Source organism: Allobosea sp. 05T438, from assembly GCF_056396025.1.
In genome coordinates, this window is sequence record NZ_JBFTKQ010000004.1 from 147,923 (window position 1) to 173,959 (window position 26,037).

Below are 26,037 nucleotides of genomic sequence, written 5' to 3' on the forward strand. Positions count from 1 at the left end.
CGCTCATCCGCCGCTCGCGCCGTGAGTGGAAGACCAAGCCCCCCGACGGCCGCCGCACCGCCCTGAAGGAAAGCACGTCGATTGAGAGAGTCATAAGCCATGGCGATCCCCTCGTGGAAACGTTTCCATCGTTAATGGAAACGTTTCACCATGAAACTTCTTTGTCAAGTGGCCCTGTCCGACTTCGATTGAGTGGCGCGGCTGCAATCTCCTGCAGAGACGGCTTTTCAGCCATGTTCGACGGCGGCACGATAGCGGCCGACGCCGGCGGCTTGCAGCCGAGCGAAGAGTGCGGGCGCCTGGTGTGGCCGCGCTGACGCCAGCCCTCGATGACGGCCTTGCCCCCGGCGAGACTGGAAAAGATCTCGCCGTTCAGGAGCTCTTCGTAGATATTCGCGCTGAAGCTCTCGCGTCATAGGCGAATGCCGTCACCCCGATCGGGCGGATCACCTCGGCCACAGGACAACTTCGGGACAACAACACGTCGACCTGCCGCAGCTTCGCGACGATCTCTTCGGGCGTGTGCTTCTTCTGCGCCATAGCCGCATCCGCCAAAGGCTCAACGCCTACTTCACGGAGGGCCACTCTTCAGGGGCATGCCATAGGGGCTACCTGTGAAGCTCTCATTTCCCGTGGCGAATGCCCGCACAGACCGCGGCAAGCACCACTCACCAAAGGTTCAATGCGATCTCGATCTTCGACAAAATCGGATCCCGGCGAGTCGAACACCGAGCCTTCGGCGATCCGCGCCGGGCGCGCCGAAGGTCTGTATAACAAAAGCAGGGATCCGCCATTCAGTCGTAGGCGCCTATGTGGCTCGTCACGTCAGATCGGCAGCAGCGAAGAAGCTGCGCGGGCGTTCAGCGTTTCGCTCTCATCTATACCCAGGCCGTCCTCACTCAGCGCGACCTTGTAGAGACTGGCCGCAGCATGGGCCGAAACCAATCCCTGCCTCACATCTCTCAGAACTGCCTTGGGATCGCGCCTGGCCGGATCGCCGAAACCACCTGCGCCAGCCGTCCGCATGCTGAGCACATCTCCCTTCCGCAGAGGGTACGTCCCCTTGGAGTGCAGGTTGCGCTCGTCAGGTCGGCCCGGGTTCAAGATCGTGGCCGCGAGCGCGCCTGACGCACCGCCTTCCAGCCCATACGGCGCATTGACATAGCGATCGCCGAGATTGGTGACGAGCCCGGCATCGGCTAACAGCCGCACATCCTTCCGCACCGCCATGCCGCCTCGAAACCGCCCTGCCCCACCGGTATCGGGGATCAGTTCCATCCGCTCGATGAAGACCGGCGCGTTCATCTCCTGAACCTCGACCGGTGTGTTGGTGCCGTTTGTCGGTGAGGTCGTGGCCTCCTGGCCATCACGATGGCGATGCGCGCCGACACCCCCGATCGCCGTCATCCAGGCCAAGAAGGGCTTGCCCGTATAGGGGCTGACGAAACCGCTGACCTTGGGGTTGCAGAAGCCGGAGCTGGCAGCGATCACGCGGTCGGGCACGATTTGCGCGAGTGCACCCATCACCACTTCGTAGATGCGATTGGCGTTGACGGCGCGAGCGCCGCTGGCCGCTCCAGGATTGGGATTGACGTAGCTACCCTTGGGTGCGCGGATTTCGATGCAGCCGATGATGCCGAAATTCTGAGGCGAACGCGGCAACGTAACCGCCTTGATGGCCGCGATGCAGTAGGATCGCGTGTACTGCATGTAGGCGTTAATGCCGGCTGGCCGCTGGGGACCGGTGCCGCGCCAGTCGCAGATGATGCGACCGTCCTCGATCGTGAGGGCGAGCTGGAACGGCACAGGTTCGGTATCCGGCCCAACATCGTCCAACACATCGTTGAAATGGTAGGTGCCTTTCGGTAGCTCCGCGATCGCCTCGACCATGGCGTCTCGGCTGCGAGCGACAATCTCGCGCATGCATTCGGCGAGCTGGGCGGCTCCGTACTGCCGCGCGAGCGCCTGCATCCGGGCGACGCCAGTCATGTTTGCCGCGTACTGAGCATGCAGATCGCCGAGAACGTCCTTGATGCGGACGTTTCCCTCGATGATGCGCAGGATTTCCCGGATCGGCTCGCCGGCCTTGTAAAGCAGAACAGGCATCAGCTTGATGCCCTCCTGGCAGGTTTCGCTAACGCCGACCACCTCCTCGCTGCCGGGGGCGCTGCCACCGACGTCGATATGGTGAGCGATGTTGACGGCATAACCGATCAGTTCGCCGTCATGAAACACAGGCGTCACCATGAAGATGTCCGGAAGGTGCCCGGAACCGATCGTCGGATCGTTGCAGATCACCGCGTCGCCCGGGCCGAGAGAGCCCTTGGGGTAGTAGTCGAGCATCTGACGGACAGTGAAGGCCATCGAACCGAGATGGCCAGGGCTGTAATCGCCCTGTGCGATCATGTTGCCATCGGCATCGAAAACACCCGTCGAGAAGTCGGAGCCTTCGCGCACCGTCATCGAATAGGCGGTGCGCAGCAGCGTGCTGCCCATCTCGGCGGCGGCTGACAGAAGCCCGCCCCACACCACGGAGAACGTGACTGGATCGATCGTGCTCATCGCAGTTTCCTCAATTCAGCGTGGTAATCAGGTTGCCGTGCGAGTCGACGGTCGTTTGGCTGCCGGGAGGCAGCACGATGGTGGACTCTCGCTCCTCGACGATTGCCGGCCCGGCGAAGGCGTCGTTTGCGCTCAAACCATAGCGATCATAGACGTCGCAGAGCGCGAAACCGTTGGTCTCGGGGAACCAGACCTGACGCTGTCCGCGCTTGGCGCGTTCAACGCCGCCCGGGAGCTTCGGCAGTTCGTCCATGACCAGCGTCTTGCCGACGGCGATCGCCCGCAGGCGCCAGTGGACCGCCACGATCGTCCAATCCGGATCGAAAGTTCGGGCACCATAGGATTTGGCGTAGGCCGCGTGGAAGGCCTTCCGCAGGGTTTCGAGATCGGCCTTCGCGTAAGGATAGGCAGGCAGATCCACGGCAATCTCGAAACCTTGGCCCGCAAAGCGCATGTCGCAGCTCGCCGAGAAGCTCTGCCTGTCGCGCGGGACGCCCGCCTCATCGAGCTGCCCGCGAGCCTGTTCCTCAAGGTCACGGTAGAGGGCGTTGATCTCCTCGATGGCGTTGCCATCGAGGTTCAACACGTGGGTGCGCGCCAGATCCAGCGAGGTCTCCGCCATCAGCAAACCGACGGCGGACTCAACGCCCGCTGCGCGGGGGAAGACGACCTTCGGACAACCCAGCATGCGTGCGAGACGGGTGCCGTGGACCGGGCCTGCGCCGCCGAAGGGCACGAGAGCGAACAGGCGCGGGTCTTTTCCGCAATTGATCGTCACGGCGCGCGCAGCCTGCGCCATCTGCGCGGTGACGATCTCGTGGATGCCCCAGGCGGCCTGCATGACGTCGATGCCCAGTGGGACGGCGACGTCCCTCTCGATCGCCGTCAGGGCCGCCTCGGCGTCCAGGCTCATCTCGCCACCGAGGAAGTAGTCGGGATTGAGATATCCGAGCACGAGGTCCGCGTCCGTCACGGTCGGTTTCGTGCCGCCGCGGCCATAGCAAGCCGGACCAGGCACCGAGCCGGCACTTTCCGGCCCGACGGCGATGGCGCCAAGCTCGACCTTGGCGATGCTGCCGCCGCCCGAACCGATCTCGATCAGATCGACGGCGGGGATGCTGACCGGCAGCCCGCTGCCCTTCTTGAGGTGGGTCATGTCCACCTCGAACTGGCTCGTCAGCAGAGGCTTTCCATCCTCGACCAGGCAAAGCTTGGCGGTGGTGCCGCCCATGTCGAATGAAATCAGATTGTCAGTGCCTGCAGCGGGTGCGAAACGCGCCGCAGTCAGGACGCCGGCGGCGGGACCGCTTTCGATGATGCGGATCGGGAAGCGTTTCACCGTCTCGGCGGTCGCTACCCCCCCGTTGGACTGCATGATCAGCATCGGCACTTGCGCGCCCAATGCCCGGAGCTGCCGGTCCAGCCGCTCCACATAGCTGGCAACGCCCGGCATGACGTAGGCATTCATGACCGTCGTGCTGGTCCGCTCGAACTCCCGATAAAGTGGCGAGACCTCGCAAGAAATCGACACCATCAAATCGGGGGCTTCTTCCCGCAGGATCTCCGCAACCCGCTTCTCATGTGAAGGATTCGCGTAAGAATGCAGGAAGCAGACGGCCGCGGCGATCACTCCTCTCGCGACCAACTCGTGTGCGATCGAGCGGACTCCGTTCTCGTCGAGCGCAGTCTCGATCTCTCCGGTCCAGAGCATTCGCTCCTCGACCTCGAAGACGAAGTCCCGGGGAACCAGCGGTGCCGGCCGCCCTGCCATGTTGTCGTAGAGCTCGTACCGCTTCTGGCGGCCGATCAAGATCACATCGCGAAACCCTTTGGTGGTGATCAGTGCGGTCGGCGGTCCCTTGCGCTGGATCACCGTATTCGTCGCGATCGTCGTTGCATGAACGACCTCGGCGATCTCGCTCATCGGCCGGCCGCTCTGGGCCATCCGTGCTTTGAGGCCTTCAATCACCGCCTCGGCCGGATCAGCCGGCGTACTCAACACCTTGCCGATTTCGAAATGCCCGGTCTCCGGGTCGAGCACCGCAAAATCGGTGAATGTGCCGCCGATATCGACGCCAACGCGCAAGCCCATCTTAAGGACCTCCAAGTGGAACGGCTTTGAGCCGGATCAGTGAGTGAGACTGGGCGCGAGGCCCGACGACCTGGGGGCGGAGGTCGAGACATGCTCTCCGCCTAGATATGCTTCCCGCACAGCCGGATTCTCGCGCAGTTCGTCCGCGCGGCCCTCCATGATCACGATGCCGTTGCGCAGGACGTAAGCGCGATCGACCAGCTCAAGCGCTTTGTTGGCGCTCTGCTCGACCATGAGGATGGTCAAACCTTGCGACTTCCAGCGTGCGAGGATTTCGTAGACCCGATCGACCATCAGCGGCGACAGGCCCATGGAGGGCTCGTCAATGCAGAGAATCTGGGGCTTGCGCAGCCAGGCCCGCGCCATCGCGACCATCTGCTGTTCACCGCCCGACAACGTCCCGGCGAGCTGGTCCAGTCGGTTGCCCAGCCAGGGAAACTCGGCGACCGCCGCATCGATGTCGCGATCGAGTTGCTGGCGCGGCAAGCGACGCCGCGCGTAACCACCCATCAGGATGTTGTCGCGAACCGTTAGCTCGGCAAACATGCGCCGGCCTTCCGGGATCGAGGCGATGCCCTGATCGATCACTTCAGCCGTGGATCGAGCCTCCAGAGGTCGCCCATACAGGAACACCTCGCCGCTGCGCGGTGTCGTCAGGCGGAGCACCGTCTTGACGGCGGTGGACTTGCCCGAGGCGTTGCCACCGAGAACAGCGACCGCTTCGCCACGGCCAACCTGCAGGGAGACGCCGAAGAGAGCCTGGATCGAGCCATAGAAGACATCGACGCCCCTTAGTTCGACGGCCGGGCTATCCGGCTCTCCCGGCATCGCAACTTCGGGCTGGTGGTCGATATGCCCTTTCACGATCACCGAGCTGCGGGCATTGCCGCCTTGGCCGAGATAGGCAGCAGCCACCTCCGGATTGGCGAAAGCACGGTCGGGCTCGTCATCGACGATGACCTTCCCTTGCGCCATGACGATCGTTCGCTGCGTCAGCTTTCGCACGATATCGAGCTTATGCTCGACCATGACGATCGCCATCTGGGGGAAGCGTTGGCGCATATCCAGCAGCAGGTCAGCGAGTTCGTGGCTTTCCGTGGGGTTCATCCCGGCCGTCGGCTCATCGAGCAGCAGGAGATCGGGCGACGTCGCCAGCGCTCTGGCGATATCCAGGCGCCGTCGGTTCGCATAGGAAAGGCTGTGCGTCGGCCGGTCCCGACGCGGCCAGAGCCGATCTCCGAACATCTTCAGGATCGCCTCGACCTTTTCGTCGGCCTCTCGGGTTGCCGCTCGATATCGCGGGAGGCCGAAAATCGCCCCGAGCGGCTCGGTGACATGCCCGAAGCGAGTGCGTTGACGACCACCGCCGATAAGGCCGCGCTGCGTACCCACGCGAACGCTTTCGGCGATCGTCAGGGCGGGAAAGACGCGGCTGGTCTGGAAGGTGCGAGCTACGCCCAATGCCGCGATGTCCTCCGGCGCGAGCCCGTCCAAGCGGTGCCCCTTGAACATCACGGATCCGCCGCTCGGTTTGACGAAACCCGTGACCGCCTGGATCAGCGTCGACTTTCCGGCGCCATTGGGCCCGACGATTCCGACAAATTCGCCCGGCGCTACAGACAGATCGACGCCGCCGATTGCCTTGAGCCCACCGAAGCTGACCTTAAGGTCCGTCAGCTCGAGGCTGTGGTTTGAGTTCATGGTTCGCGTCCCGTGCATCAGCGGACTCCTGCAATCCCCTGCGGACGGAACCGCAGCGTGAGGTAGAGGACCGCCCCGAAGAGGATCATGCGGAATTCGGCCGCATCCCGGAGCATCTCGGGCAGGACGATGAGAGCGGCCGCGCCGAGCATGGCCCCCGTCAGATTGCCGAGGCCGCCGAGCACGATGATCGCGATCATCAGGAACGAGGTGTCGAGCCGAAAGCTGTCCGGGCTGATGAAGCGCTGAAGGAAGGCAAAGAGGCCTCCGGCCAATCCGGCACAGATGCCGGCCATGACGAAGGCGGTGACGAGATAGCGACGAACTGGCAGCCCGGCCGCGTGGGCCGCCACGCGGTCCTCCCTGATCGCCCGCCAGCTTAGCCCGATGGGCGAAGCGAGAAGTCGCCCCACGACGACCACCGCTACGATCAGCAGGGCTACGGCGAGCCAATATTGCGCCGAGACCGAAGACATCGGCACGTCGGGGAGAAAGGACAGCGATGGGCGCGGAATACCGAAGATGCCGTTGGGGCCGCCGGTGACATCCGTCCAGTTCAGAAGGACGAGCCAGATCAGGACGCCGATGGCGAGAGTGGCGAGCCCGACGACATGCCCGGTCAGCCCGGCACAAACGAGGCTGACAATCCCGGCCAGCGCGGCGCAGACGGCAGCGGCCAGAAGAAGCGCGAGATCGGCCGTTGCTCCCTGCTTTGCGCTCAGTGCCGAGACATAGGCCCCGACCCCGAAGAAGCCCGAGAAGCCCAGGAACATGATGCCCGCAGCGCCCGACAACATCGTCAGCCCGGCAGCCAGCAGCCCGAAAATCGCGATGATCACGCCGACCTGGATGACGTAGGCCGAGACTGGAAGGACGGGCAGGATCAAGCAGACGGCAAGGCCGAGGGCCAGTAAGGCGTAGGGCAGATTCAACGCCCGCACATGCGGCAACGGCTGGCCGCCCTGCCCGATCAGGATACTGGTCGAAGGCATGACACCGGAGGCGCCTCGCGAGCCACCGAGGGCATCGAGCCGCTTGTCGCCAAACAGGCCTTGGGGCCGGAATGTCAGGATGACCAGCAGGATGCCGAAGGCGACCATGTCGCGGAAGCCTTCGCCGACGTAACCAACCGCGAGCGCTTCCAAGATGCCCAGCAGCAGGCCGCCGGCGACAGCCCCGGGAATGCTGGCGAGGCCGCCGAGCAAGGCCGCAGTAAAGCCCTTGAGACCGAACGGCACGCCCATCTGCGGGTAGACGGTTTGATAGTACATCGCGACCATCACACCGGCGACGGCAGCAAGCGCAGCTCCCAGACCGAAGGCGAGGAGCCGCAGCCGATCGGTCCTGACGCCCATCTGCCGGACCGCGTCCATATCCTGCGACATGGCACGCAGCGCCCTGCCCGCCCAACTCCGGGTCAGGAACAGGTACAGCGCAACCATCGAGGTGAGCGATATCACGAGGATCGCGGCATCCATGCCGGTGACATAGGCCGCTCCGACAACGACGCTGTAGGCTGACAACGGGTTTGGAAATGGATGCGCTTCCGGCGTCCAGATGATCTCGGCCGCCTGATCGAGCATGAAGGTGATTGCCAGCGTCGAAAGCAACGGCGCAATCCAGGGCGCATTCTCAAGGGGGCGCAGCGCCACCCGCTCGATCAGCATTCCGACTGCTGTGGTAAGCGCCAGGGAGCACAGAGCCGCCACGGCCAGCGGCAATCCAAGCCGCACGCCGGTATAGGCGAAAAAGGCGCCGAGCATCAGGAGGGACCCCTGAGCGAAGTTGATCAGGTTCGTGACGCCGAAGATCAGCGAAAAGCCGATTGCGACGAGCGCATAGACATTCCCGATCACCAGTCCGTTCAAGATCTGACTGAGGAACTCGATCATGGTTGCGGCATCCCTTCTGAAGCCGGCGCCGATGGACGTTCAGTTGAAGGGCTCGTAGCCCTTGCCCTTCACGACGATGTAGTTGATCTCGCGCTCGCCAAGGTCGCCCGAGCCCTCGTATTTCAAGCTGCCGCTGACCCCCTGAATTGGTGCGGCGCTCGCAATCTGGTCGCGAATTGCCTGGCGGCTCAGCGGCTTGCCCGATGCGGCCAGTTGCTTCATCGCACCGGTGACGATCAGCATCGCATCCCAGGTAAAGGCCGAGTAGTAGTTCGGCTCCTTCCCGAACTTCGCCTCATAGGCCTTCGAGAACCTCGCAGCCTCCGGCGCGGAAGCCAGGAAAAGTGTCGGCATCACGACCCCCTCGGCTGCGCCGCCCGCCAACTCGATGAATTTGGGATCGTTCAGGGTATCGGTGCCGGCGACCTTGAGTTTCGGATCGGCTTGCCGAAGCTGCTGCATGAACAGCGCGGATTCCGCGTAGTGGCTGACCAGGAAGACGCCATCGGGAGCCGCAGCCTTGATCTTGGTGATCAGAGGGCGGAAATCCCGGGTCTCCGGGATCATCGCCTCCGACAGCACGACCTCGGCGCCAAGCTCCTTCAAGCGCTTGCTCATCATGGTGTTGGTCACCATGCCCCAATCGTCCTTGAAGTAGACGATCGCGATCTTCTTCATGCCGAGCTTCTTAAGCAGCATGTCGGCATGGGGCTGCACCATCGAAGCGTGTGTCGGCGTGGTGCGGAACTGATAGGGGCTGATCTTCACATAGTCCGGATGACCGGCGGTGGGGGCAACTTGCGCAAGTTTTGCCTCGGCGAGAATTGGGCCTGCCGCCATCGATTCCGTCGAGGTCTGCCCGCCGACCACCGCGAGCACGGCAGCATCCTGCGCAAACTTCTGCGCCAATGTCGCAGCCTCTCTGGGGTTGCCTCGGCTGTCCTCGATGCGGATCTCTACCGGTCGCCCACCTACCCCGCCGGCACCGTTCAGTTCATCGGCGAACATCGTCGCCGCCTCCTTGAAGCGCATTCCTAGCGCCGAGCGCTCGCCGGACATCGGCCCAAACAGCCCGATGACGATTGGCTCGGCAGCTTTCGCGGTGAATTGCGCCGAGGTGGCCAGCGCGACGGCAACGGCCGCGCCCATCAAAAACGCAGAACCCTTCATGTGACCCCTCCCAGGGCGATGAGAACCATCGATGAAAGTTTATTGACTAAACTTCTCGGACGGCAAGCGAAAATATTAGCCGCAAGAGCACTCACCCTGAAATACCTGCGATATACACCATCTAACATATTGTAATAATACGATTATTTTGCAGAAATGGCGGAGACTCCAAGAACGAGAACGCCGCTACTTTGATGCGAAACTCAGCACTACAGCTTAAATTTCGAGCGCGACGCGCACTCCTATCTGGCGCCATCTCGCGTGCCGTCTACTAAACATTTTTCTTGATCGAGGGGCGATAATGGCGTTTGGTTGCGCCATGACGAGAGCCAAGAAAACGGCCCCATCGACGGCCCGAGAATTCGAATTGTTTGACGAGCGCATGCCCGTTCGACGCTACAAGCTGCTGCTGCAGGCATTCCTGAAGCGCCGCGGCACAGGCGCGCGCCAGGCGATTGCCGAGTCGTTGGGTCACACACGCAGCTTCGTGACGCAGATAACCAGCCCCGCCTACGATCTCGCGATCCCGAGCAGCCAGGTCAGGGCGATTGTTAAGCTCGCGGAATTGACCTCTGAAGAAGAGCGCATCTTCCTTGAAGCCTATGTCGAAGCGCACCCCGACCGAGCCTCCGAGGTTTACGCACCGACGCATCGCTCCTTGAGCATCGCACTTCCGGATCTCGGCGATGCTGGCGCGCAGGCGCGGCTCGAAACCCTCATCCGCCGCCTTGCCGAAAGCGCGATTGCGAGCTTCCTGGACGAGCCGCGCGCTCAACAGGTCGATGACGCGGCATGAACATCGATCTGACTCACAAAGGCACGATGCTCAGCGTGCTGGCACGCGATCCGCGCGACCGTACGCTCGGCATCGCCCTCGCATCGAGCTCGATCGCGATCGGTGCGCGCTGTCCTCATTTGGAAACGGAGCGAGCTGCGATCGCCAGCCAAGGCTTCACAAATTTAAAAGTCGGGCCTTTGGCGCTGGACCTGGTGCGTTGCGGGTTGACCGCCGCAGAGGTTCTTGAGGCGCTGCGTCAGCACGACCGCTGGCTCGAGTATCGCCAAATCGGCATTCTGACCGCCGACGGACAGATCGGTGCGCATACAGGCAAAGAGGCAACCGGATGGGCCGGCCACCGGATCGACGATGACCTTGTCTGCCTAGGCAACGGGCTTTCAGCTGGCGCAGCGGCACTCGACGCCGTCGCGGAGGGCTTCAAGGGCTCCTCACCCGGACTGCCGCTCGCAGACCGCCTGTTGACCGGCCTGGAGAACTCGAAGCGACTGCTGGGCGAGAGCTTTCCGATCACCTCTGCTTCGCTTCTCGTGCGCTCGCCTGGTGCAGAAAGTCAGATCGACCTGCGCATCGATGTGCCCAATCGGCCGGTCGAAGACGGCGGCAATGCTCTTGCCGACCTGCGTCGTCTCTATGCCGAATATCTACCACTGGTCGACATTTACGCAGCCCGCTCGGTGGCCCCCCGCGCCTTCTGACCCAAGCTGGGAGATCGCTCATGACCTTCACGATTGTCGCCCGCTGCCCTGAAACCGAACTGCTTGGCGTCTGCCTCGCCACCAGCCCGCTTGCGGTGGCTTCCCGATGTCCGCATGTGCGTGGCGGCGTGGCTGCGATTTCCTCGCAATGCCATTCCGACTGGCGGCATGGACTGACCGGCCTTGAACTCGCCAGCAAGGGCTGGAGCCCCGATGAGATTCTCGTTGCCTTGAGGCACAAGGATCCGTTCTTCGACTACCGCCAGATCGGTATCGTCACCGCCGACGGCCGTGCTGCGGCTCACAGTCCGATAAACGGGGCGGCCTATACGGGGCACCGGGTCGGTGACGGATTTGTCGCCATGGGCAACGGCCTCGCCGGTCAGCAGGTCGTCGACGCAATTCACGATTCCTTCGCCGCGAATGCAGCACTTCCATTCTTTGAGAGATTGGTGCGAGCGATCGAAGCCGGCGCTGCTGCCGGCGGTGAACCGATTGGGCATAAGTCCGCCGGACTTATTGCCTGCGCTCCAGGCGTGGAGAGGCCATTGGTCGACCTGCGCATCGATATGGCGAACCCCTTGCCGGCCGAGGGAGGAGACGCGGTAAGGGACCTGCGCCGCGTCTTCGACGCATACGAGCCGCTCGTGCCTTACTATGCAGACTATTGGTTGGAGCATCCGGACGTCTCCTATGCCCAATACCTCGATCTCGGCGCACAGGACCGGGAGCGCCCGACTGTCATGTGATGGGTCTGCTGCACGTTCCGCCGTTTTCCGATCAGCGCGGGCGCGCCCAGGTTTCTCGGCAGGAGGGAATTCTGATGTCCCTGCGGGAGCGGTTTCCGCTATCGACGAGGACGGCGTTGGGCGAGTCGGATGAAGCAAGGTGCAGGTGAGCTGCAAGGGGGAAATAGCGTGAAGAAGCTCATCAATGATCCCCGCCGGGTCGTCAGGGAAATGCTCGAGGGCATCGTCTCGCTCAACCCCAACTTGGCGTTGCTCGCGGAGCATGATGTTGTAATTCGTAACAACCTGCCCGAACCCGCTCTTCGCGGCGTCGCCGTCATTTCCGGCGGTGGCGCTGGTCACGAACCGGCGCACGCAGGGTATGTCGGCGCCGGCATGCTGCACGCCGCCGTTGCGGGAGACGTGTTCACGTCGCCTTCCGTTGATGCGGTGCTTGCCGCCATTCACGCAGTCGCCGGCCCAGCGGGTGCCGTTCTCATCGTCAAGAATTACACCGGCGATCGCCTCAATTTCGGTCTGGCTGCCGAAATCGCCCGATCGGGCGGAATCCCAACCGAGATCATCGTCGTTGCCGACGATATCGCCCTGCGCGAAATCGTACCGAAGGACCGAAGTCGCGGACTTGCGGGCACCGTCCTGATTCACAAAATTGCAGGAGCGCTGGCGGAACAAGGGCAGTCACTGCAGACGATTGCAGCAGCAGCTCGGGCTGCCGCGGCTTCGATAAGAACGATGGGTGTAGCGCTCGGTGCCTGCACGATTCCGGCGATCGGCGTCCCAAGCTTCGAACTGGGAGCCGACGAGATTGAGTTCGGCCTGGGCATACATGGCGAGCCTGGCATGACGCGGCAGAAGATCGACTCGGCCGACGCCATCACCGACCGGTTGTTGAGTTTGATCCTTGACGATGGCGGCTATCCGGCGGGCGGGCGCGTTGCGGTGCTCATCAATAACCTGGGTGGCACGACGCAGATGGAGCTGTCCGTCATCGCCCGCCGCGCACTCGCCTATTTGCGCGAGCAGGGGCTGAAGGTCGAACGCGCCTGGGCTGGCACCTTGTTAAGTGCGCTCGAAATGCCCGGATTCTCGCTTTCCGTCATCGCTGTCGATGAGGAGCGACTGAATCTGTTTGATTCTGCGACACAGGCACTGTCATGGCCAGGGCCGGGAGCACTTTCGCAGACGATAGCAATAGCAACGTCGAGCGATGTGGGCTCTGCTGAAGAAGGAATGGCCTCGTCGGACAGCCTGGGAGCTTTGGTGCGAACGGCAGCGCTCGCTTGCGCGACGGCGTTGGAAGGGGCTGAGCCGCAACTGACGGAGCTGGACAGGAAGGCGGGAGATGGAGATCTCGGCGTGAGCATGTGCCGGGCCGCAGACGCTATCCGTGCTTCTTGCAACGCAGACAAATCCGACAGCGCCGCAGCCGTGCTCTCCCTTCTCGCAAAAGAACTGCGTCGCGCGATCGGCGGCAGTTCGGGACCGTTCTATGCGATAGGTCTTTTGAGGGCAGCGCGCCGCCTTGCCGCAGGGCCGAGCACCAGCCTGGGCGATTGGTCTGACGCCTTTACGCAAGGCGCCGAAGCTGTGTCGGAGCTGGGCGGCGCACGACCGGGCGACAGGACGATGCTCGATGCTCTTGTGCCCGCCGCGGAGGCCCTGGCCGACGCGGTTCGCCGGAATTTACCTCCGGCCCAAGCCTGGAGGCTGGCAGCCGAAGCTGCCACGGCCGGCGCGAAAGCTACGGCTGCAATGCGGCCGCGCCTTGGGCGGGCGAGTTATCTTGGAGATCGTGCCCTCGGTTCCCCGGATGGTGGAGCAGTCGCGGTTTCAACATGGCTGGAGGCGATCGGCGGTCGCTGAATGCCAGGCGTGTGCCATACAGCCCGGCACTCGGCGGCGGCAAAACCGCCGGAAGCGAATTCGGAGCCGGATAAAGCCTGGGGGCAACGTCTCTGGCTGAAAGAGCCGTTGCAGACGTCGCGATTGGTCGCCTGCGGTTTCATCGTCGCCGCGCTTGCGCCGATGCGGCTTGCCTGACCTCAGCGCGCCATCATGGCTTCGGCCTCGACGAGGTCTTGGACCGTCTCGAAGAAGCCGCGGACCAGCGGAATACGCCGGCGCTCGGCACGGCAAGCCGCATATTCGCCGACCGAGAAATCGGCGCCGGTGATGATCAGCCGCTTCAGCAGGGGATCGGACCGGAACTCCGCCTCGAAGATCACGCCAATGCCGAATCCGGCGGCGACGGCCTCGCGCACCGCCTCGCGCGACTGGACCTCGAGCAGGTTCGCCGGCTTGATTCCGGCCTCGGACAGGCGGGCCTCGAACGTCTCGCGCGTGATCGAGCCGCGTTCCCGCAACACGATGTCCTGGCCCGCGAAGGCCTCGATCGGGATGCTGTCGTGCTGCGACAGGCGGTGGTCGCTCGATGCGAAAGCGATCAGCCGGTCCGAGCGCAGCTTCACCGTATGGAGGCGCGGATCCGAGCTCTGCCGCGCGGTGATCGCCACATCGGCGGCAAAATCCATGATCTGGTCGACGACTTCGGACGAATTTCCGATCGTCAGCGAGAACGTCAGCCCGGGGTAGCTTTCGCGCATCCTTGCGAGCGCGGCCATGACATGGGTGGCGCTGTCGGCGGCAATGCGTAGGTGCCCCCGCTGCAGCGTTCGGCTGCCGGCAAGAAGCGATTGCGCCTCGTCCTGAGCGGAGAACAGACGGGCCGTGATGACAAAGAGGCTCTGGCCGAGCGGGGTGAGCCTGGTCTTTCGGCCGACACGATCGAACAAGCGCACGCCATAGGCGTCCTCTAGCGTGCGAACCTGCGCCGAGAGTGTCGGCTGGCTGACATGGCGCGCCTTGGCGGCGCCGGTAAAGCTCTCGGCTTCCGCCACCGCGTGGAACGCCGACAAGCCGGAATAGCTGATCGCCATGACATAGACACCCTCTATGGATCGCATGGATAGGATGTATTGGAGCTATGTCAAATCTAGCCCTACCGTTTCGCCATCCGCTGCAACGCAAAAAGCGAGATCGACATGGTCCACGCCCGCCGCCCCGCCGTTTCAGAGACCGGTGATCCCCTCCTCCTTACGCCCGGACCGCTGACGACCAGCAAGGCGATCAAGGAGGCCATGGTGCATGACTGGGGCTCACGGGACGCCACCTTTGTCGGCATCAACAAGGCCGTGATGGAGGAGCTTCCGAAGGTCATCCATGGCGAGGGCAGCTTTGTCACCGTGCCGATGCAGGGCTCGGGCACCTTCGCGGTCGAGGCCATGCTGACGAGCTTCGTGCCACGCGGCGGCAAGGTGCTGATCCTGATCAACGGCGCCTATGGCCAGCGCGCCAAGCGCATCCTCGAGATCGCGGGTCGCGATGTCGCCGTCCACGAGACTGCCGAGGACATGCCGCCCGACCTCGCCGAGGTCGACCGGATGCTCGTCGCCGATGCTGCGATCAGCCATGTCTTCGTGGTGCATTGCGAAACGACGAGCGGCATCCGCAACCCGATCGAGGCCGTTGCGGCGCTGGTCAAGCGCCATGGCAGGCGCCTGCTGATCGATTCGATGAGCGCCTTCGGGGCGCTGCCGCTCGACAGCCGGGAGGTCTATTTCGATGCGGTGGCCGCCTCTTCGAACAAGTGCATCCAGGGGGTGCCCGGTCTCGGCTTCGTCATTGCCCGCCGGAGCGCCCTGGCCGAGACGAAAGGCAACGCCACCACGCTCGTGCTCGACCTCCACGATCAGCACGCAACCTTCGAACGCACCGGGCAGTACCGCTTCACCCCGCCGATCCATGTCATCGTCGCGTTCCATGCGGCGCTGCAGGAATTCTGGGCGGAAGGCGGCGTCGCCGGGCGCGGCGAGCGCTATGCCGACAATGCGCGCATCCTGATCGAGGGCATGCAGGAGCTCGGCTTCCGGACGCTGCTGCCGGCGGCCCGGCAGGCGCCGATCATCGTCACCTTCCACATGCCTGAGGACAAGAACTTCGTCTTCCAGCGCTTCTACGACACGCTGAAGGATGCCGGCTACGTGATCTATCCCGGCAAGCTGACAGTCGCCGACAGCTTCCGCATCGGCTGCATCGGCGCCCTCGGTGCGCAGGATATGAAGGCCTTCGTCGCCACGGTCTCGGACGTCCTGGCCGAGATGGGCGTCGGCCTGAAGTCGGCTGCGTGAGGATCCAGCCATGACAATGCACACGAAGATCGGATCGGATGTCGTTGTAAATGATCGCGAATATGCGCGGCCGCAGCGCCCGACGGTGGTGATCTGCATGGACGGCTCGGAGCCGGCCTATATCGAGGCCGCCAGTGCCAAGGGGCTGACGCCGAACCTCGACCGGATCATGAAGACCGGCGCCAGCACCCACGCCTATTCGGTGATCCCGAGCTTCACCAACCCGAACAACCTCTCGATCATCACCGGCCGCCCGCCGGCCGTGCACGGCATCGCCGGCAACTTCTTCTACGACCGCGAGGCCAAGGAAGAGGTGATGATGAACGATGCCCGCTTCCTGCGGGCGCCGACCATCCTGGCCGCGTTCCAGAAGGCCGGCTTCAAGGTCGCGATGGTCACCGCCAAGGACAAGCTGCGCACCCTGCTGGGCAAGGGTCTCGATTTTACCAGCGGCACGGCGATCGCCTTCTCCTCGGAGAAAGCCGACAAGGCCAACAAGGCGGAGAACGGCATCGCGGACGTGCTCGATTTCGTCGGCATGCCCGTGCCATCCGTCTATTCGGCCGATCTCTCCGAGTTCGTCTTCGCCGCCGGCGTCAAGCTGCTGGACAGCTTCAAGCCGGACCTGATGTACCTCTCGACCACCGATTATGTGCAGCACAAGGCGGCGCCCGGCTCGGAGATGGCGGACTCCTTCTATGCCATGTTCGATACTTACGTCGGCCAGCTCGATGCGCTCGGCTGCACACTGGTCATCACCGCTGACCACGGCATGAACGACAAGCACCTGCCGAACGGCGAGCCGGATGTGGTCTATCTCCAAACGCTGATGGACGAATGGTACGGCAAGGGCACGATGCGCGTGATCCTGCCGATCACCGACCCCTATGTCGTCCATCACGGCGCGCTCGGCTCCTTCGCCACGGTCTATCTGCCTGATGGTGCCGACCAGTCTGAGGTCGCGGCCCGCATCTCCGGCATCGACGGCATCGCGCTCGCGGTCACCGCGGCGGAAGCCTGCGAGCGCTTCGAGCTGCCGGCCGACCGGATCGGCGATGTCGTCGTGGTCTCGACGCGCCAGAAGGTCATCGGCACCTCGCCCGACAGGCACGATCTCTCCGGCCTGACCGAGCCGCTACGCTCGCATGGCGGCATCACCGAGCAGCGCGTGCCAATGATCGCCAACCGGCCGATCTCGGTGCCGGAGGGCCGAACCTTGCGCAATTTCGACGTCTTCGACGTCGCCCTGAACCTGGTGAGCTGAGATGAACGCGACGGTGAAGCCGCCGGTGCGGCGCGAGACGATGCGGATCGCCGGCAAGCTGGTCTCGACAGACGACATGGTCGAGGTCCGCAACCCCTATGACGACAGCGTCGTCGGCCTGATCCCGGCCGCTCGGCCCGAACATGTCCGGGAGGCCTTCGCGCAGGCCAGGGCCTTCAAGCCGAAGCTAACGCGCTACGAGCGCCAGCAGATCCTGCAGAAGACAGCCGAACTGCTGCGCGACCGCAAGGAGCTCTTCGCCAAGCTGATCACGGCGGAAGCCGGCCTGTGCTGGAAGGACTCGCTCTACGAGGCCAGCCGCGCCTATGACGTCTGGTCCTTCGCGGCGCAGCTCACCATCAAGGACGATGGCGAGATGTTCTCCTGCGACATCTCGCCGAACGGCAAGGCGCGCAAGATCTTCACGACGCGCCAGCCGCTGCTCGGCGTGATCTCGGCGATCACCCCGTTCAACCACCCGCTCAACATGGTCAGCCACAAGCTGGCCCCGGCGATCGCGACCAATAATCGCCTCGTGCTGAAGCCGACGGAACTGACGCCGCTGACGGCGCTGGCGCTGGCCGATGTGCTCTACGAAGCCGGGCTGCCGCCGGAGATGCTCTCGGTCGTCACCGGCAACCCCTCGACCATGGGCGATGCGATGATTACCGATCCCGACGCGGATCTGGTGACCTTCACCGGCTCGGTCAGGGTCGGCAAGCACATCGCCAATACCGCCGGCTACAAGCGCATCGTGCTGGAACTCGGCGGCAACGACCCGCTGATCGTCATGGAGGATGCCGATCTCGACAAGGCGGCCGAGCTCGCCGTCACCGGCGCGACCAAGAACTCCGGCCAGCGCTGCACGGCGGTGAAGCGCATCCTGGTGGTCGAGAGCGTCGCCGACGCCTTCTCCAAGCTGGTGGTCGAGAAGGCCAGGAAGCTGAAATGCGGCGACCCGATGGACCCGCAGACCGATGTCGGCACCGTTATCAACGCCCGCTCGGCCGCGCTCTTCCAGGCCCGCGTCGACGATGCCGTGACGAAGGGGGCCGAGGTGCTCTACGGCAAGAGGGCCGAGGGCGCGCTGTTCCACCCGACGGTGGTCGACCGCATCCCCTATGATTGCGAGCTGGTGCACGAGGAGACCTTCGGCCCGGTGATCCCGATCGTCCGCGTGCCCGACGACATCGCCGAGGTCATCCGGATCTCGAACTCGACCGCCTATGGTCTCTCTTCCGGCATCTGCACCAACCGCTACGATTACATCCAGCGCTTCGTCGCGGAACTCGATGTCGGCACCGTCAATCTCTGGGAGGTCCCGGGCTACCGCATCGAGATGTCCCCCTTCGGCGGCATCAAGGATTCCGGCCTCGGCTACAAGGAGGGCGTCGTCGAAGCCATGAAATCCTTCACAAACGTCAAGACCTGGTCGATGCCCTGGACCGCTTGAAGACGAAGAAAGACCAAAGCCGGCGGCTCGACCCGCCGGCTTTTCCAAATCCAGGGGAATGAAGCGCCGAAAGAGTGCCCAAACTGAACATAACGAGGGGATGAGAACAATGAAGAGCTGGCTTGCTTCCTGTGTTATCGGCGCTTTCGCACTCGCGCTTCCCGGCGCCGCGCAGGCCCAAAAGACGAAGGTGACGATCTACACCGCGCTGGAGAACGACCAACTCGGGCCGTTCAAGGCCTCGATCGAGAAGGCGGTGCCCGAAGCGGAGGTCGTCTGGGTCCGCGACTCCACCGGCGTCATCACCGCCCGCTTCCTGGCCGAAAAGGACAATCCGCGGGCGGACATGGTGATGGGCCTGGCGGCATCGAGCCTGCTCATGTTCGAGAAGGCCGGGTTGCTGGAAACCTACAAGCCGGCCGGCGCCGATGCGCTGAAGCCGGTGTTCCGCGATGCCAACAGCCCCTATACCTGGACCGGCATGGACGCCTATCTCGGCGTCGTCTGCTACAATACCGCCGAGGCCAAGGGCGTGCCCGTGCCGAGCTCGTGGAAGGACCTGCTCAACCCGGCTTTCAAGGGCAAGATCGTGATGCCCCATCCGGCCTCCTCCGGCACCGGCTATCTGATGGTCGCCGGCTGGCTGCAGAGCATGGGCGAGGCCGAGGGCTGGAAGTTCATGGACGGGCTGCACGAGAACATCGCAGCATATCTGCATTCGGGCTCCGCGCCCTGCGTGCAGGCGGCGCGCGGCGAGCGCACCATCGGTCTGGCGCTCGACATGCGCGGCGCTTCCGAGAAGAGCAAAGGCGCGCCGATCGAGGTCGTGATTCCGAAGGAAGGCGTGGGCTGGGAAATGGAAGCCAGCGCCATCGTCAAGGGTAGCAAGAACCTCTCCGTCTCCAAGAAGATCGCCGACTGGTCGACGACCAAGGAGGCGAACGAACTCTACTCGAAGACCTACGCCATCGTGGCTGCGCCGGGTGTCGAGAACAAGCCGGCGAACTATCCTGCCAATGCCGAGGCGGGGATGATCAAAAACGACCTGACCTGGATGGCCGACAATCGCGAGCGCGTGCTCGCCGAATGGTCGAAGCGCTACGAATCCAAGGCGGCGCCGAAGAACTGAGCCTTGCCATGCCGCCGGCCCGCGCAAGCTGCCGGCGGCATGGTCTGTGCAAGACGCAAGAGAGCGGCTTCGCCGTTGCACGCGAGCCTGATCACTGCCCGTTCAGATGAAGGTCGGCACGATGTCCACGACTACGGCCCCATTCCTCTCGATCCGAGCCCTCGCCAAGAATTACGGCGCGTTTCGGGCGTTGCACGATATCGATCTCGACATCCGCCGCGGCGAGTTCGTCTGCTTTCTCGGGCCGTCCGGCTGCGGCAAGACGACATTGCTGCGGGCCATCGCCGGCCTCGACCAGCAGGATGGCGGCACCATCCATATGGGCGGGCGCGACGTGTCGCGGGCAAGTCCGTCGGAGCGCGACTTCGGGATCGTCTTCCAATCCTACGCGCTCTTCCCCAATCTCACCGTCACCGACAATATCGGCTACGGTCTCGTCAACCGGCGTCGCTCCTCCGGCGACATCGCCCGCCGCGTCGACGAGTTGCTGACGCTCGTCGGCCTGCCCGACCAGGGCAAGAAATACCCGATTCAGCTTTCAGGTGGGCAGCAGCAGCGGGTGGCGCTGGCGCGCGCGCTTGCCACCTCGCCCGAACTGCTGCTGCTCGACGAGCCGCTCTCCGCCCTCGACGCCAAGGTCCGGCTGCGCCTGCGCGACGAAATGCGATCGCTGCAGCAGCGGCTCGGCGTGACCACGATCATGGTGACGCACGATCAGGAGGAAGCGCTTGCGATGGCCGACCGCATCGTCGTGATGCGGGACGGTGCCGTCGAGCAGGTTGGCACGCCGGAGGAGATCTACCGGCGCCCCGCCACCCCCTTCGTCGCCGATTTCGTCGGGCACATGACCTTCATGGATGCGATCGTGACGGGGCCCGGCCGGGTCCGTGTGGACGAACTCGACCTGCTCGTCGCCAATGCGGCCCCCTTCGCCGTGGGAACGCCGGTGCGGCTGGCGATGCGGCCGGAGGAGGTTCGCACCCGCAGTATCGGTGACGATACGCCAAACCGCTTCGAAGCGCGGATCGGGGACCTGTCTTTCCTCGGCTCCTACTGCCGGGCGCATCTGGAGCCGACCGGCTCCCGTTCGACCCGCATCGCGGCCGATTTCTCGGCCAATGCGATGCGCGATCTCGGCATCACCGCGGGGCAGGTGCGCGCCGTCGCCTTTCCGCCTGAGGCCCTGCACGTCTTTGCGGGGGGCGGACGATGAGCGACCTCGCCCCGCCGCTGACGATGATCGATGCGTCCGTGAAGGTATCGCCGGTGCGGATCAGCGAGCGCCATGTCGCCGCGGTTCTGATCGTCGCGCTTTGCGCGGTGCTGGTCCTCATCATCGCCCTGCCGCTCTGGGCGCTCCTCTCCAAGAGTCTCGAGGATACGCAGGGGCGCTTCGTCGGGCTGGCGAATTTCGTCAGCTATGCGACGACGCCGACGCTGTTCTTCTCTCTGCTCAACAGCCTCGCGGTCGCCAGTGCGACCACGGTGATCGTAGTGCCGCTCGCCTTTCTCTATGCCTATGCGCTGCGCCGCAGCTGCATTCCGGCGAAGGGCGTCTTCTATGCGGCGGCGATGATCCCGGTCTTCGCGCCGTCTCTGCTTTCGGGCCTCGCGCTGATCTATGTCTTCGGCAACCAGGGGCTGCTCAAGTCCTGGATGATGGGCGCCTCGCTCTACGGCCCGGTCGGCATCATCGCGGCGGAGGCGCTCTACAGCTTTCCGCACGCCATGCTGATCCTCGTCACGGCGCTCGCACTTTCGGACGGCCGGCTGCGCGAAGCGGCGGAGGCGATGGGCACGTCGCGTTGGCGCATTTTCCGGACGATCACCCTCCCGGGCGCGCGCTACGGCGTGATCAGCGCCGTCTTCGTCGTCTTCACGCTGGTCGTCACCGATTTCGGCATTCCCAAGGTGATCGGCGGGCAGTTCAACGTGCTGGCGACCGACGCCTACAAGCAGGTCGTCGGCCAGCAGAATTTCCCGATGGGCGCCGTGGTCGGCATCATCCTGCTGGTCCCGGCAGTGCTCGCCTTCTTCGTCGACCGTCTGGTGCAGCGGCGCCAGGGCGCCATGCTCTCCGCCCGCGCCGTTCCCTATGTGCCGCACCCAGACCGCCGCCGCGATCTCGCCTTGCTCGGCTTCGTCGGCGTGATCGCTTTCGCGATCGTCAGCCCCTACGCGATCGCCTTCTGGGGCTCCTTCGTCAAATATTGGCCCTACAACCTGTCCCTGACGCTGAGCAATTACGACTTCGCCGCGGTCGAGCCGGACGGCTGGAAGACCTATGGAAACTCGTTGCTGCTCGCGTCTCTGACGGCGGTGATCGGCACGGCGCTGATTTTCACCGGCGCCTATCTGATCGAGAAGGTGAAGCTGTTTCCGCGGCTGCGCGCCTTCGCCCAGTTTCTGGCGATGCTGCCGATGGCCGTGCCCGGCCTGGTGCTCGGCCTGGGCTACGTCTTCTTCTTCAATGCGGGCTGGAATCCGCTCGGCTTCCTGTACGGGACGCTGACGATCCTCGTGATCAACACCATCGCCCATTTCTACACTGTCGGGCACATCACAGCACTGACGAGCCTGAAGCAGCTCGACAGCGAGTTCGAGTCGGTTTCCGCCTCGCTCAAGGTGCCGTTCTGGTCGACGTTCCGCCGGGTGACCGCGCCGATCTGCATGCCGGCGATCCTGGACATAGCGGTCTATGTCTTCGTCAACGCACTGACCACGGTCTCCGCCGTGATCTTCCTCTATGGCGCCGACACCAAGCTCGCCTCCATCGCGATCGTTCACATGGACGAGGCAGGCGCCATGGCGTCGGCGGCCGGCATGGCGAGCATCATCATGATCACGGCCATTGCCGTGAAGCTCGCCCATGCCGGCCTCGACCGCTTGGTCTTCGGCCGACTGCAGCACTGGCGGCAACGCTAGCGGCGCGGGAGAACGCGATCATGGCAGGGCAGACGCCGACCCAGATCCTGCTTGCGCTCGCCGGCGAGGTCGCCCTGCTGCTCTGGAGCGTGCAACTGGTGACGGCGGGGGTATCGGCCGCATTCGGCAGCCGCTTGCGAGCGCTGCTGGCCACCGGTCTCGACAGTCGTTGGAAGGCCTTCTGCGCAGGGCTGCTGGTGACGGCCGGACTTCAATCCAGCACAGCGACCGCGATGATGATCGCCTCGTTCTCCGGCGCCGGATTGATCGCGCTGGCGCCGGCATTGGCGATGATGCTCGGCGCCAATGTGGGAACGACGCTGATCGTCCAGCTCGTCGGTTTCGACACGAGCATCATGGTGCCGCTCCTGCTCCTGTTCGGCTATGCCGGCATGCGCCGCTTCGGCCGGTTGGCAGCCAACGAAATGGCGAAGGCGCTCTTCGGACTGGGCCTGATGTTGCTGTCCTTGCGCCTGATGCAGGGCACCATGGCGCCGGTCGAGCACTCGCAGGTGCTGCGCACGGTTCTCGGCTCGCTCTCTGGCGATCCGCTGATTGCCTTGCTCCTGGCCGCGGTGCTCAGCTTTGCCGCCCATTCCTCCCTCGCGGCAATTTTGATCGTGATGAGCCTCGCTGCGACCGGGATCGTCGGAACCCAGACTATGCTGGCGATGGTGCTGGGCTGCAATCTCGGCACGGCACTCAATCCCCTTGTTCAGGCCATGAACGGGAATGCCGCGGCCAGGCGCGTGCCGGTGGGCAACCTCGTCAACCGCATTCTGGGCTGCGCGGCTGGCCTGCTGCTTCTGCCCGTGCTCACACCGCTTGCGGAGCGGTTCGCGAGCCATCCGGCGCAATCGGCAGCGCTGTTCCACCTTGCCTTCAACATCGCGATGGCCGCGCTCTTCCTTGTCCCGCTGCCGGCTTTCGCGGGCATTCTGACGCGCCTGCTGCCCGATCCCGCTCCGGAAGCGGACCCATCGCGCCCGCGCTATCTTGATATCGCAGCGCTCACGACACCGACGATCGCGCTCGCCAACGCGACCCGCGAAGTGCTGCGCATGGCGGATGTCGTCGACGAGATGCTGAAGACGTCTCTGATGGCGTTCGATGGCGACGATCCGGCTCGGGTGGCCGAAGTGAGCCGGGCCGACGACGTGCTCGACAACCTCTATAACCAGATCCAGCTCTATGTGGGCGCGATTGCGCATGAGACGCTGTCGGAATCCGACGAGCACCGGCTATCGGAGGTGCTGACATTGGCGATCAATCTCGAGCATATCGGCGACATCATCGAGAAGAATCTGATGCAGATGGCCGGCAAGCGCATCCGCGATCAGCGCCGATTGCCCGAGGAAGCACTCGGCCGCATCGCCGATACCCACGACAGGTTGCGGGATCATCTGCGCCTGGCGCTCACGGTCTTCATCTCGCAGGACGAAGCGACGGCGCGCCGGATCGTGCGCGAGAAGGAAACCTTTCGCGAACTGGAGCGAGGCGCGATCGAGGCCCATCTCGCCGAGATGCGCACCGGCAGCCGCGAAGCCGTGATCGTCAGCGCTCTGCAGCTCGATATCGCGCGGGACCTCAAGCGGATCGACGCTCATATCGCAGCAACCGTGCACGGACTTCTCGAGCAGAAGGGGGTTCTCATGGGAAGCCGCCTTTTGCGGGCAGCGGAGTGAGGGCACTCGCAGCCTGCCGGATCGGACGCCGATTTCGTCGGCCTGCCTCGCATGCAGTACCCCGTCGGCACTCACACGCCCAACCATAGGAAGCCAACGTGCGCCTTGGCGTCATTGCCGATATTCACGGAAACCTGCCCGCCCTCCAGGCGGTGCTGTCGAGGCTCGACGCGCTGGCCGTGGACCACATCGTCAATCTCGGTGACTGCGCCTCGGGGCCACTCTGGCCGGTCGATACCGTTGCCCTGCTTCGCTCGCGTGCGCTGAGCCATGTCCGCGGCAACCACGACCGCGCCATGGCGGCCCGATCCCCTGACGGCCTCGGCTCGTCGGACAGCTTTGCATGGCGCGCGCTAGACGCCGAGGCACGAAGCTGGCTGGCGGGACTGCCGGAAGAGGTCCGATTGGAAGAGGCGCTCTGCTTCCACGCCAGTCCCGGCTGCGACGAAAGCTATCTAATGGAAGAAGTCCGTGACGGCCGTCTCATGCCGGCTCCGCTTACGGCGATCGAGCAGCGCCTTGCCGGCAGAACCGCGCCGCTGATGCTGTGCGGGCACAGCCATCTGCCTCGGGTGGCGCGGCTGCGCTCCGGCACGGTCGTCCTGAACCCGGGTAGCGTAGGAAATCCGGCCTATCGTTCGGATGGGCCGCCTCATGTCGCCGAAACCGATACGCCTCATGCCCGCTGCGCGGTCGTCACGAATGAGAGCGGCATCGCTGCGGAACTTCACCTCGTCAGCTATGATTGGGAGCGCTCGGCGCGTCGCGCCGAGGAGAACGGGCGCAGCGACTGGGCTCATGCCTTGCGGACCGGAACCGCCCTGTCGCACCGATGACACAAGGTTCCTAGCGGAAGATCACCGTGCGTCGGCCGGCCAGCATCACCCGCCGTTCGATGTGCAGGCGCAGGGCGCGCGCCAGGACGACGGCCTCGATGTCGCGGCCCACGCTGACGAGATCGTCGGGCGCGAGCGAATGATCGGCCCGGGCGACGTCCTGGTCGATGATCGGGCCCTCGTCGAGATCGGGGGTCACGTAATGCGCGGTCGCTCCGATCAGCTTCACGCCGCGCTCATGGGCCTGATGATAAGGCTTGGCGCCCTTGAAGCTCGGCAGGAAGGAATGATGGATGTTGATCGCCCGCCCGTCGAGAGCGCGGCAGAGGTCGTTGGAGAGCACCTGCATATAGCGGGCGAGCACGATCAGCGACGCTTCGCTCTGTGCGACGATCTCCAGCAGCTTTGCCTCCTGCTCCGCCTTGGTCGCCGCCGTGACGGGCAGATAGTGAAAGGGAATGCCGTAGTTCTTCGCGAGCGGCTCGAAATCACGGTGGTTCGAGACGATGGCGGGAATCGCGATGTTGAGATTCCCCGTTGCCTGGCGGAAGAGCAGATCGTTCAGGCAATGGCCGAAGCGCGAGACCATCAGGACGACGCGTTGCGGGCGCGTTGCGTCGATGGCGTCCCAGCTCATGCGGAAGGTTCCGGCGACACCGTCGAATTCGCGTCGGAAGGCGGCATCGTCGAAGCGCTCGCCCGCAGCAAAGGCGACGCGCATGAAGAAGCGGCCGTCGCGCGGATCGCTGAACTGCGCGCTCTCCAGGATGTTGCAACCGTGCCGGTAGAGCGCCCCGCTGACGGCGTGCACGATGCCGGGCCGGTCCTCGCAGGAAAGGGTGAGGATGCGGGCAGGCTCCTGCACGACGATGTCCCGGGGCATGGCTGGCGAGAAGGG

At 64.2% G+C, this 26,037-nt stretch carries 20 protein-coding genes and 1 pseudogene; 12 read left to right on the forward strand and 9 right to left on the reverse strand.

What is annotated here, in order from left to right; translation table 11 throughout:
- Positions 1–145: 145 nt before the first annotated feature.
- The 7 genes and pseudogenes from AC1DIN_RS11395 to AC1DIN_RS11425 form a co-directional block, all read right to left on the reverse strand.
- Positions 146–391: an integrase core domain-containing protein gene (locus tag AC1DIN_RS11395; protein ID WP_476810046.1), complete on the reverse strand. Its 246-nt coding sequence runs from the start codon at positions 389–391 to the stop codon at positions 146–148.
- A gap of 23 nt (positions 392–414) precedes the next feature.
- Positions 415–540, reverse strand: a pseudogene (locus AC1DIN_RS11400) (IS3 family transposase); the annotation flags it as partial.
- Positions 541–825: 285 nt separating this feature from the next.
- Positions 826–2,562 carry a hydantoinase B/oxoprolinase family protein gene (locus AC1DIN_RS11405; RefSeq protein WP_476809861.1) on the reverse strand — a complete coding sequence of 579 codons (1,737 nt, stop codon included), beginning with the start codon at positions 2,560–2,562 and terminating at the stop codon, positions 826–828.
- A gap of 10 nt (positions 2,563–2,572) precedes the next feature.
- Positions 2,573–4,654 (reverse strand): hydantoinase/oxoprolinase family protein, encoded by a 2,082-nt coding sequence (locus AC1DIN_RS11410; protein ID WP_476809862.1) that lies wholly within the window; start codon positions 4,652–4,654, stop codon positions 2,573–2,575.
- Between the two features lie 36 nt (positions 4,655–4,690).
- A complete protein-coding gene (locus tag AC1DIN_RS11415) occupies positions 4,691–6,373 on the reverse strand; it encodes an ATP-binding cassette domain-containing protein (protein WP_476809863.1) in 1,683 nt (560 codons plus the stop codon).
- A complete protein-coding gene (locus tag AC1DIN_RS11420; protein ID WP_476809864.1) occupies positions 6,373–8,247 on the reverse strand; it encodes an ABC transporter permease in 1,875 nt (624 codons plus the stop codon). The genes AC1DIN_RS11415 and AC1DIN_RS11420 overlap by 1 nt, the downstream gene beginning before the upstream one ends.
- Before the next feature lie 39 nt (positions 8,248–8,286).
- Positions 8,287–9,417 (reverse strand): ABC transporter substrate-binding protein, encoded by a 1,131-nt coding sequence (locus AC1DIN_RS11425; RefSeq protein WP_476809865.1) that lies wholly within the window; start codon positions 9,415–9,417, stop codon positions 8,287–8,289.
- A gap of 319 nt (positions 9,418–9,736) precedes the next feature.
- Between AC1DIN_RS11425 and AC1DIN_RS11430 the strand changes: the two genes are divergently transcribed.
- The 4 genes from AC1DIN_RS11430 (at position 9,737) to AC1DIN_RS11445 (ending at position 13,523) form a co-directional block, all read left to right on the forward strand.
- Positions 9,737–10,213 (forward strand): hypothetical protein, encoded by a 477-nt coding sequence (locus AC1DIN_RS11430; protein WP_476809866.1) that lies wholly within the window; start codon positions 9,737–9,739, stop codon positions 10,211–10,213.
- Positions 10,210–10,911, forward strand: a complete 702-nt coding sequence (locus AC1DIN_RS11435; protein ID WP_441470122.1) for a DUF1028 domain-containing protein — start codon at positions 10,210–10,212, stop codon at positions 10,909–10,911. Before AC1DIN_RS11430 ends, AC1DIN_RS11435 begins: the two co-directional genes overlap by 4 nt.
- Positions 10,912–10,931: 20 nt before the next feature.
- Positions 10,932–11,660: a DUF1028 domain-containing protein gene (locus AC1DIN_RS11440; RefSeq protein ID WP_441470123.1), complete on the forward strand. Its 729-nt coding sequence runs from the start codon at positions 10,932–10,934 to the stop codon at positions 11,658–11,660.
- A 129-nt stretch (positions 11,661–11,789) separates the two neighbouring features.
- Positions 11,790–13,523 carry a dihydroxyacetone kinase family protein gene (locus AC1DIN_RS11445; RefSeq protein ID WP_476809867.1) on the forward strand — a complete coding sequence of 578 codons (1,734 nt, stop codon included), beginning with the start codon at positions 11,790–11,792 and terminating at the stop codon, positions 13,521–13,523.
- 179 nt (positions 13,524–13,702) lie between these two features.
- Here AC1DIN_RS11445 and AC1DIN_RS11450 read toward each other — a convergent pair whose 3' ends face one another.
- Complete coding sequence (locus AC1DIN_RS11450) at positions 13,703–14,596, reverse strand: LysR substrate-binding domain-containing protein (protein WP_476809868.1); 894 nt, start codon at positions 14,594–14,596, stop codon at positions 13,703–13,705.
- 105 nt (positions 14,597–14,701) lie between these two features.
- On the opposite strand from AC1DIN_RS11450, the gene AC1DIN_RS11455 reads away from it, so the two are divergent.
- The 8 genes from AC1DIN_RS11455 (at position 14,702) to AC1DIN_RS11490 (ending at position 25,139) form a co-directional block, all read left to right on the forward strand.
- Positions 14,702–15,847, forward strand: coding sequence for a 2-aminoethylphosphonate--pyruvate transaminase (locus tag AC1DIN_RS11455; protein WP_441470126.1), 1,146 nt, complete (start codon positions 14,702–14,704; stop codon positions 15,845–15,847).
- Between the two features lie 16 nt (positions 15,848–15,863).
- Positions 15,864–17,111: a phosphonoacetate hydrolase gene (phnA, locus tag AC1DIN_RS11460; RefSeq protein ID WP_476810047.1), complete on the forward strand. Its 1,248-nt coding sequence runs from the start codon at positions 15,864–15,866 to the stop codon at positions 17,109–17,111.
- Between the two features lies 1 nt (position 17,112).
- A complete protein-coding gene (gene phnY, locus AC1DIN_RS11465) occupies positions 17,113–18,564 on the forward strand; it encodes a phosphonoacetaldehyde dehydrogenase (RefSeq protein WP_476809869.1) in 1,452 nt (483 codons plus the stop codon).
- Positions 18,565–18,673: 109 nt separating this feature from the next.
- Positions 18,674–19,693 carry a putative 2-aminoethylphosphonate ABC transporter substrate-binding protein gene (locus tag AC1DIN_RS11470; RefSeq protein ID WP_441470128.1) on the forward strand — a complete coding sequence of 340 codons (1,020 nt, stop codon included), beginning with the start codon at positions 18,674–18,676 and terminating at the stop codon, positions 19,691–19,693.
- Between the two features lie 121 nt (positions 19,694–19,814).
- Positions 19,815–20,906 carry a putative 2-aminoethylphosphonate ABC transporter ATP-binding protein gene (locus AC1DIN_RS11475; RefSeq protein ID WP_476809870.1) on the forward strand — a complete coding sequence of 364 codons (1,092 nt, stop codon included), beginning with the start codon at positions 19,815–19,817 and terminating at the stop codon, positions 20,904–20,906.
- Positions 20,903–22,618, forward strand: coding sequence for a putative 2-aminoethylphosphonate ABC transporter permease subunit (locus tag AC1DIN_RS11480; RefSeq protein WP_476809871.1), 1,716 nt, complete (start codon positions 20,903–20,905; stop codon positions 22,616–22,618). Before AC1DIN_RS11475 ends, AC1DIN_RS11480 begins: the two co-directional genes overlap by 4 nt.
- Positions 22,619–22,638: 20 nt before the next feature.
- A complete protein-coding gene (locus AC1DIN_RS11485) occupies positions 22,639–24,303 on the forward strand; it encodes a Na/Pi cotransporter family protein (protein WP_476809872.1) in 1,665 nt (554 codons plus the stop codon).
- Positions 24,304–24,401: 98 nt separating this feature from the next.
- Positions 24,402–25,139, forward strand: a complete 738-nt coding sequence (locus AC1DIN_RS11490) for a metallophosphoesterase family protein (protein WP_476809873.1) — start codon at positions 24,402–24,404, stop codon at positions 25,137–25,139.
- A 10-nt stretch (positions 25,140–25,149) separates the two neighbouring features.
- On the opposite strand, the gene purU is transcribed toward AC1DIN_RS11490, so the two are convergent.
- Positions 25,150–26,022 (reverse strand): formyltetrahydrofolate deformylase, encoded by an 873-nt coding sequence (gene purU / locus AC1DIN_RS11495; RefSeq protein ID WP_476810048.1) that lies wholly within the window; start codon positions 26,020–26,022, stop codon positions 25,150–25,152.
- Positions 26,023–26,037: the final 15 nt, after the last annotated feature.

Bases quoted from the DNA above. Each gene is read 5' to 3' on its own strand.
- AC1DIN_RS11405 (WP_476809861.1), bottom strand. From the start codon at position 2,562: ATGAGCACGATCGATCCAGTCACGTTCTCCGTGGTGTGGGGCGGGCTT.
- AC1DIN_RS11410 (WP_476809862.1), bottom strand. From the start codon at position 4,654: ATGGGCTTGCGCGTTGGCGTCGATATCGGCGGCACATTCACCGATTTT.
- AC1DIN_RS11415 (WP_476809863.1), bottom strand. From the start codon at position 6,373: ATGCACGGGACGCGAACCATGAACTCAAACCACAGCCTCGAGCTGACG.
- AC1DIN_RS11420 (WP_476809864.1), bottom strand. From the start codon at position 8,247: ATGATCGAGTTCCTCAGTCAGATCTTGAACGGACTGGTGATCGGGAAT.
- AC1DIN_RS11425 (WP_476809865.1), bottom strand. From the start codon at position 9,417: ATGAAGGGTTCTGCGTTTTTGATGGGCGCGGCCGTTGCCGTCGCGCTG.
- AC1DIN_RS11430 (WP_476809866.1), top strand. From the start codon at position 9,737: ATGACGAGAGCCAAGAAAACGGCCCCATCGACGGCCCGAGAATTCGAA.
- AC1DIN_RS11435 (WP_441470122.1), top strand. From the start codon at position 10,210: ATGAACATCGATCTGACTCACAAAGGCACGATGCTCAGCGTGCTGGCA.
- AC1DIN_RS11440 (WP_441470123.1), top strand. From the start codon at position 10,932: ATGACCTTCACGATTGTCGCCCGCTGCCCTGAAACCGAACTGCTTGGC.
- AC1DIN_RS11445 (WP_476809867.1), top strand. From the start codon at position 11,790: ATGAAGCAAGGTGCAGGTGAGCTGCAAGGGGGAAATAGCGTGAAGAAG.
- AC1DIN_RS11450 (WP_476809868.1), bottom strand. From the start codon at position 14,596: ATGGCGATCAGCTATTCCGGCTTGTCGGCGTTCCACGCGGTGGCGGAA.
- AC1DIN_RS11455 (WP_441470126.1), top strand. From the start codon at position 14,702: ATGGTCCACGCCCGCCGCCCCGCCGTTTCAGAGACCGGTGATCCCCTC.
- phnA (WP_476810047.1), top strand. From the start codon at position 15,864: ATGCACACGAAGATCGGATCGGATGTCGTTGTAAATGATCGCGAATAT.
- phnY (WP_476809869.1), top strand. From the start codon at position 17,113: ATGAACGCGACGGTGAAGCCGCCGGTGCGGCGCGAGACGATGCGGATC.
- AC1DIN_RS11470 (WP_441470128.1), top strand. From the start codon at position 18,674: ATGAAGAGCTGGCTTGCTTCCTGTGTTATCGGCGCTTTCGCACTCGCG.
- AC1DIN_RS11475 (WP_476809870.1), top strand. From the start codon at position 19,815: ATGTCCACGACTACGGCCCCATTCCTCTCGATCCGAGCCCTCGCCAAG.
- AC1DIN_RS11480 (WP_476809871.1), top strand. From the start codon at position 20,903: ATGAGCGACCTCGCCCCGCCGCTGACGATGATCGATGCGTCCGTGAAG.
- AC1DIN_RS11485 (WP_476809872.1), top strand. From the start codon at position 22,639: ATGGCAGGGCAGACGCCGACCCAGATCCTGCTTGCGCTCGCCGGCGAG.
- purU (WP_476810048.1), bottom strand. From the start codon at position 26,022: ATGCCCCGGGACATCGTCGTGCAGGAGCCTGCCCGCATCCTCACCCTT.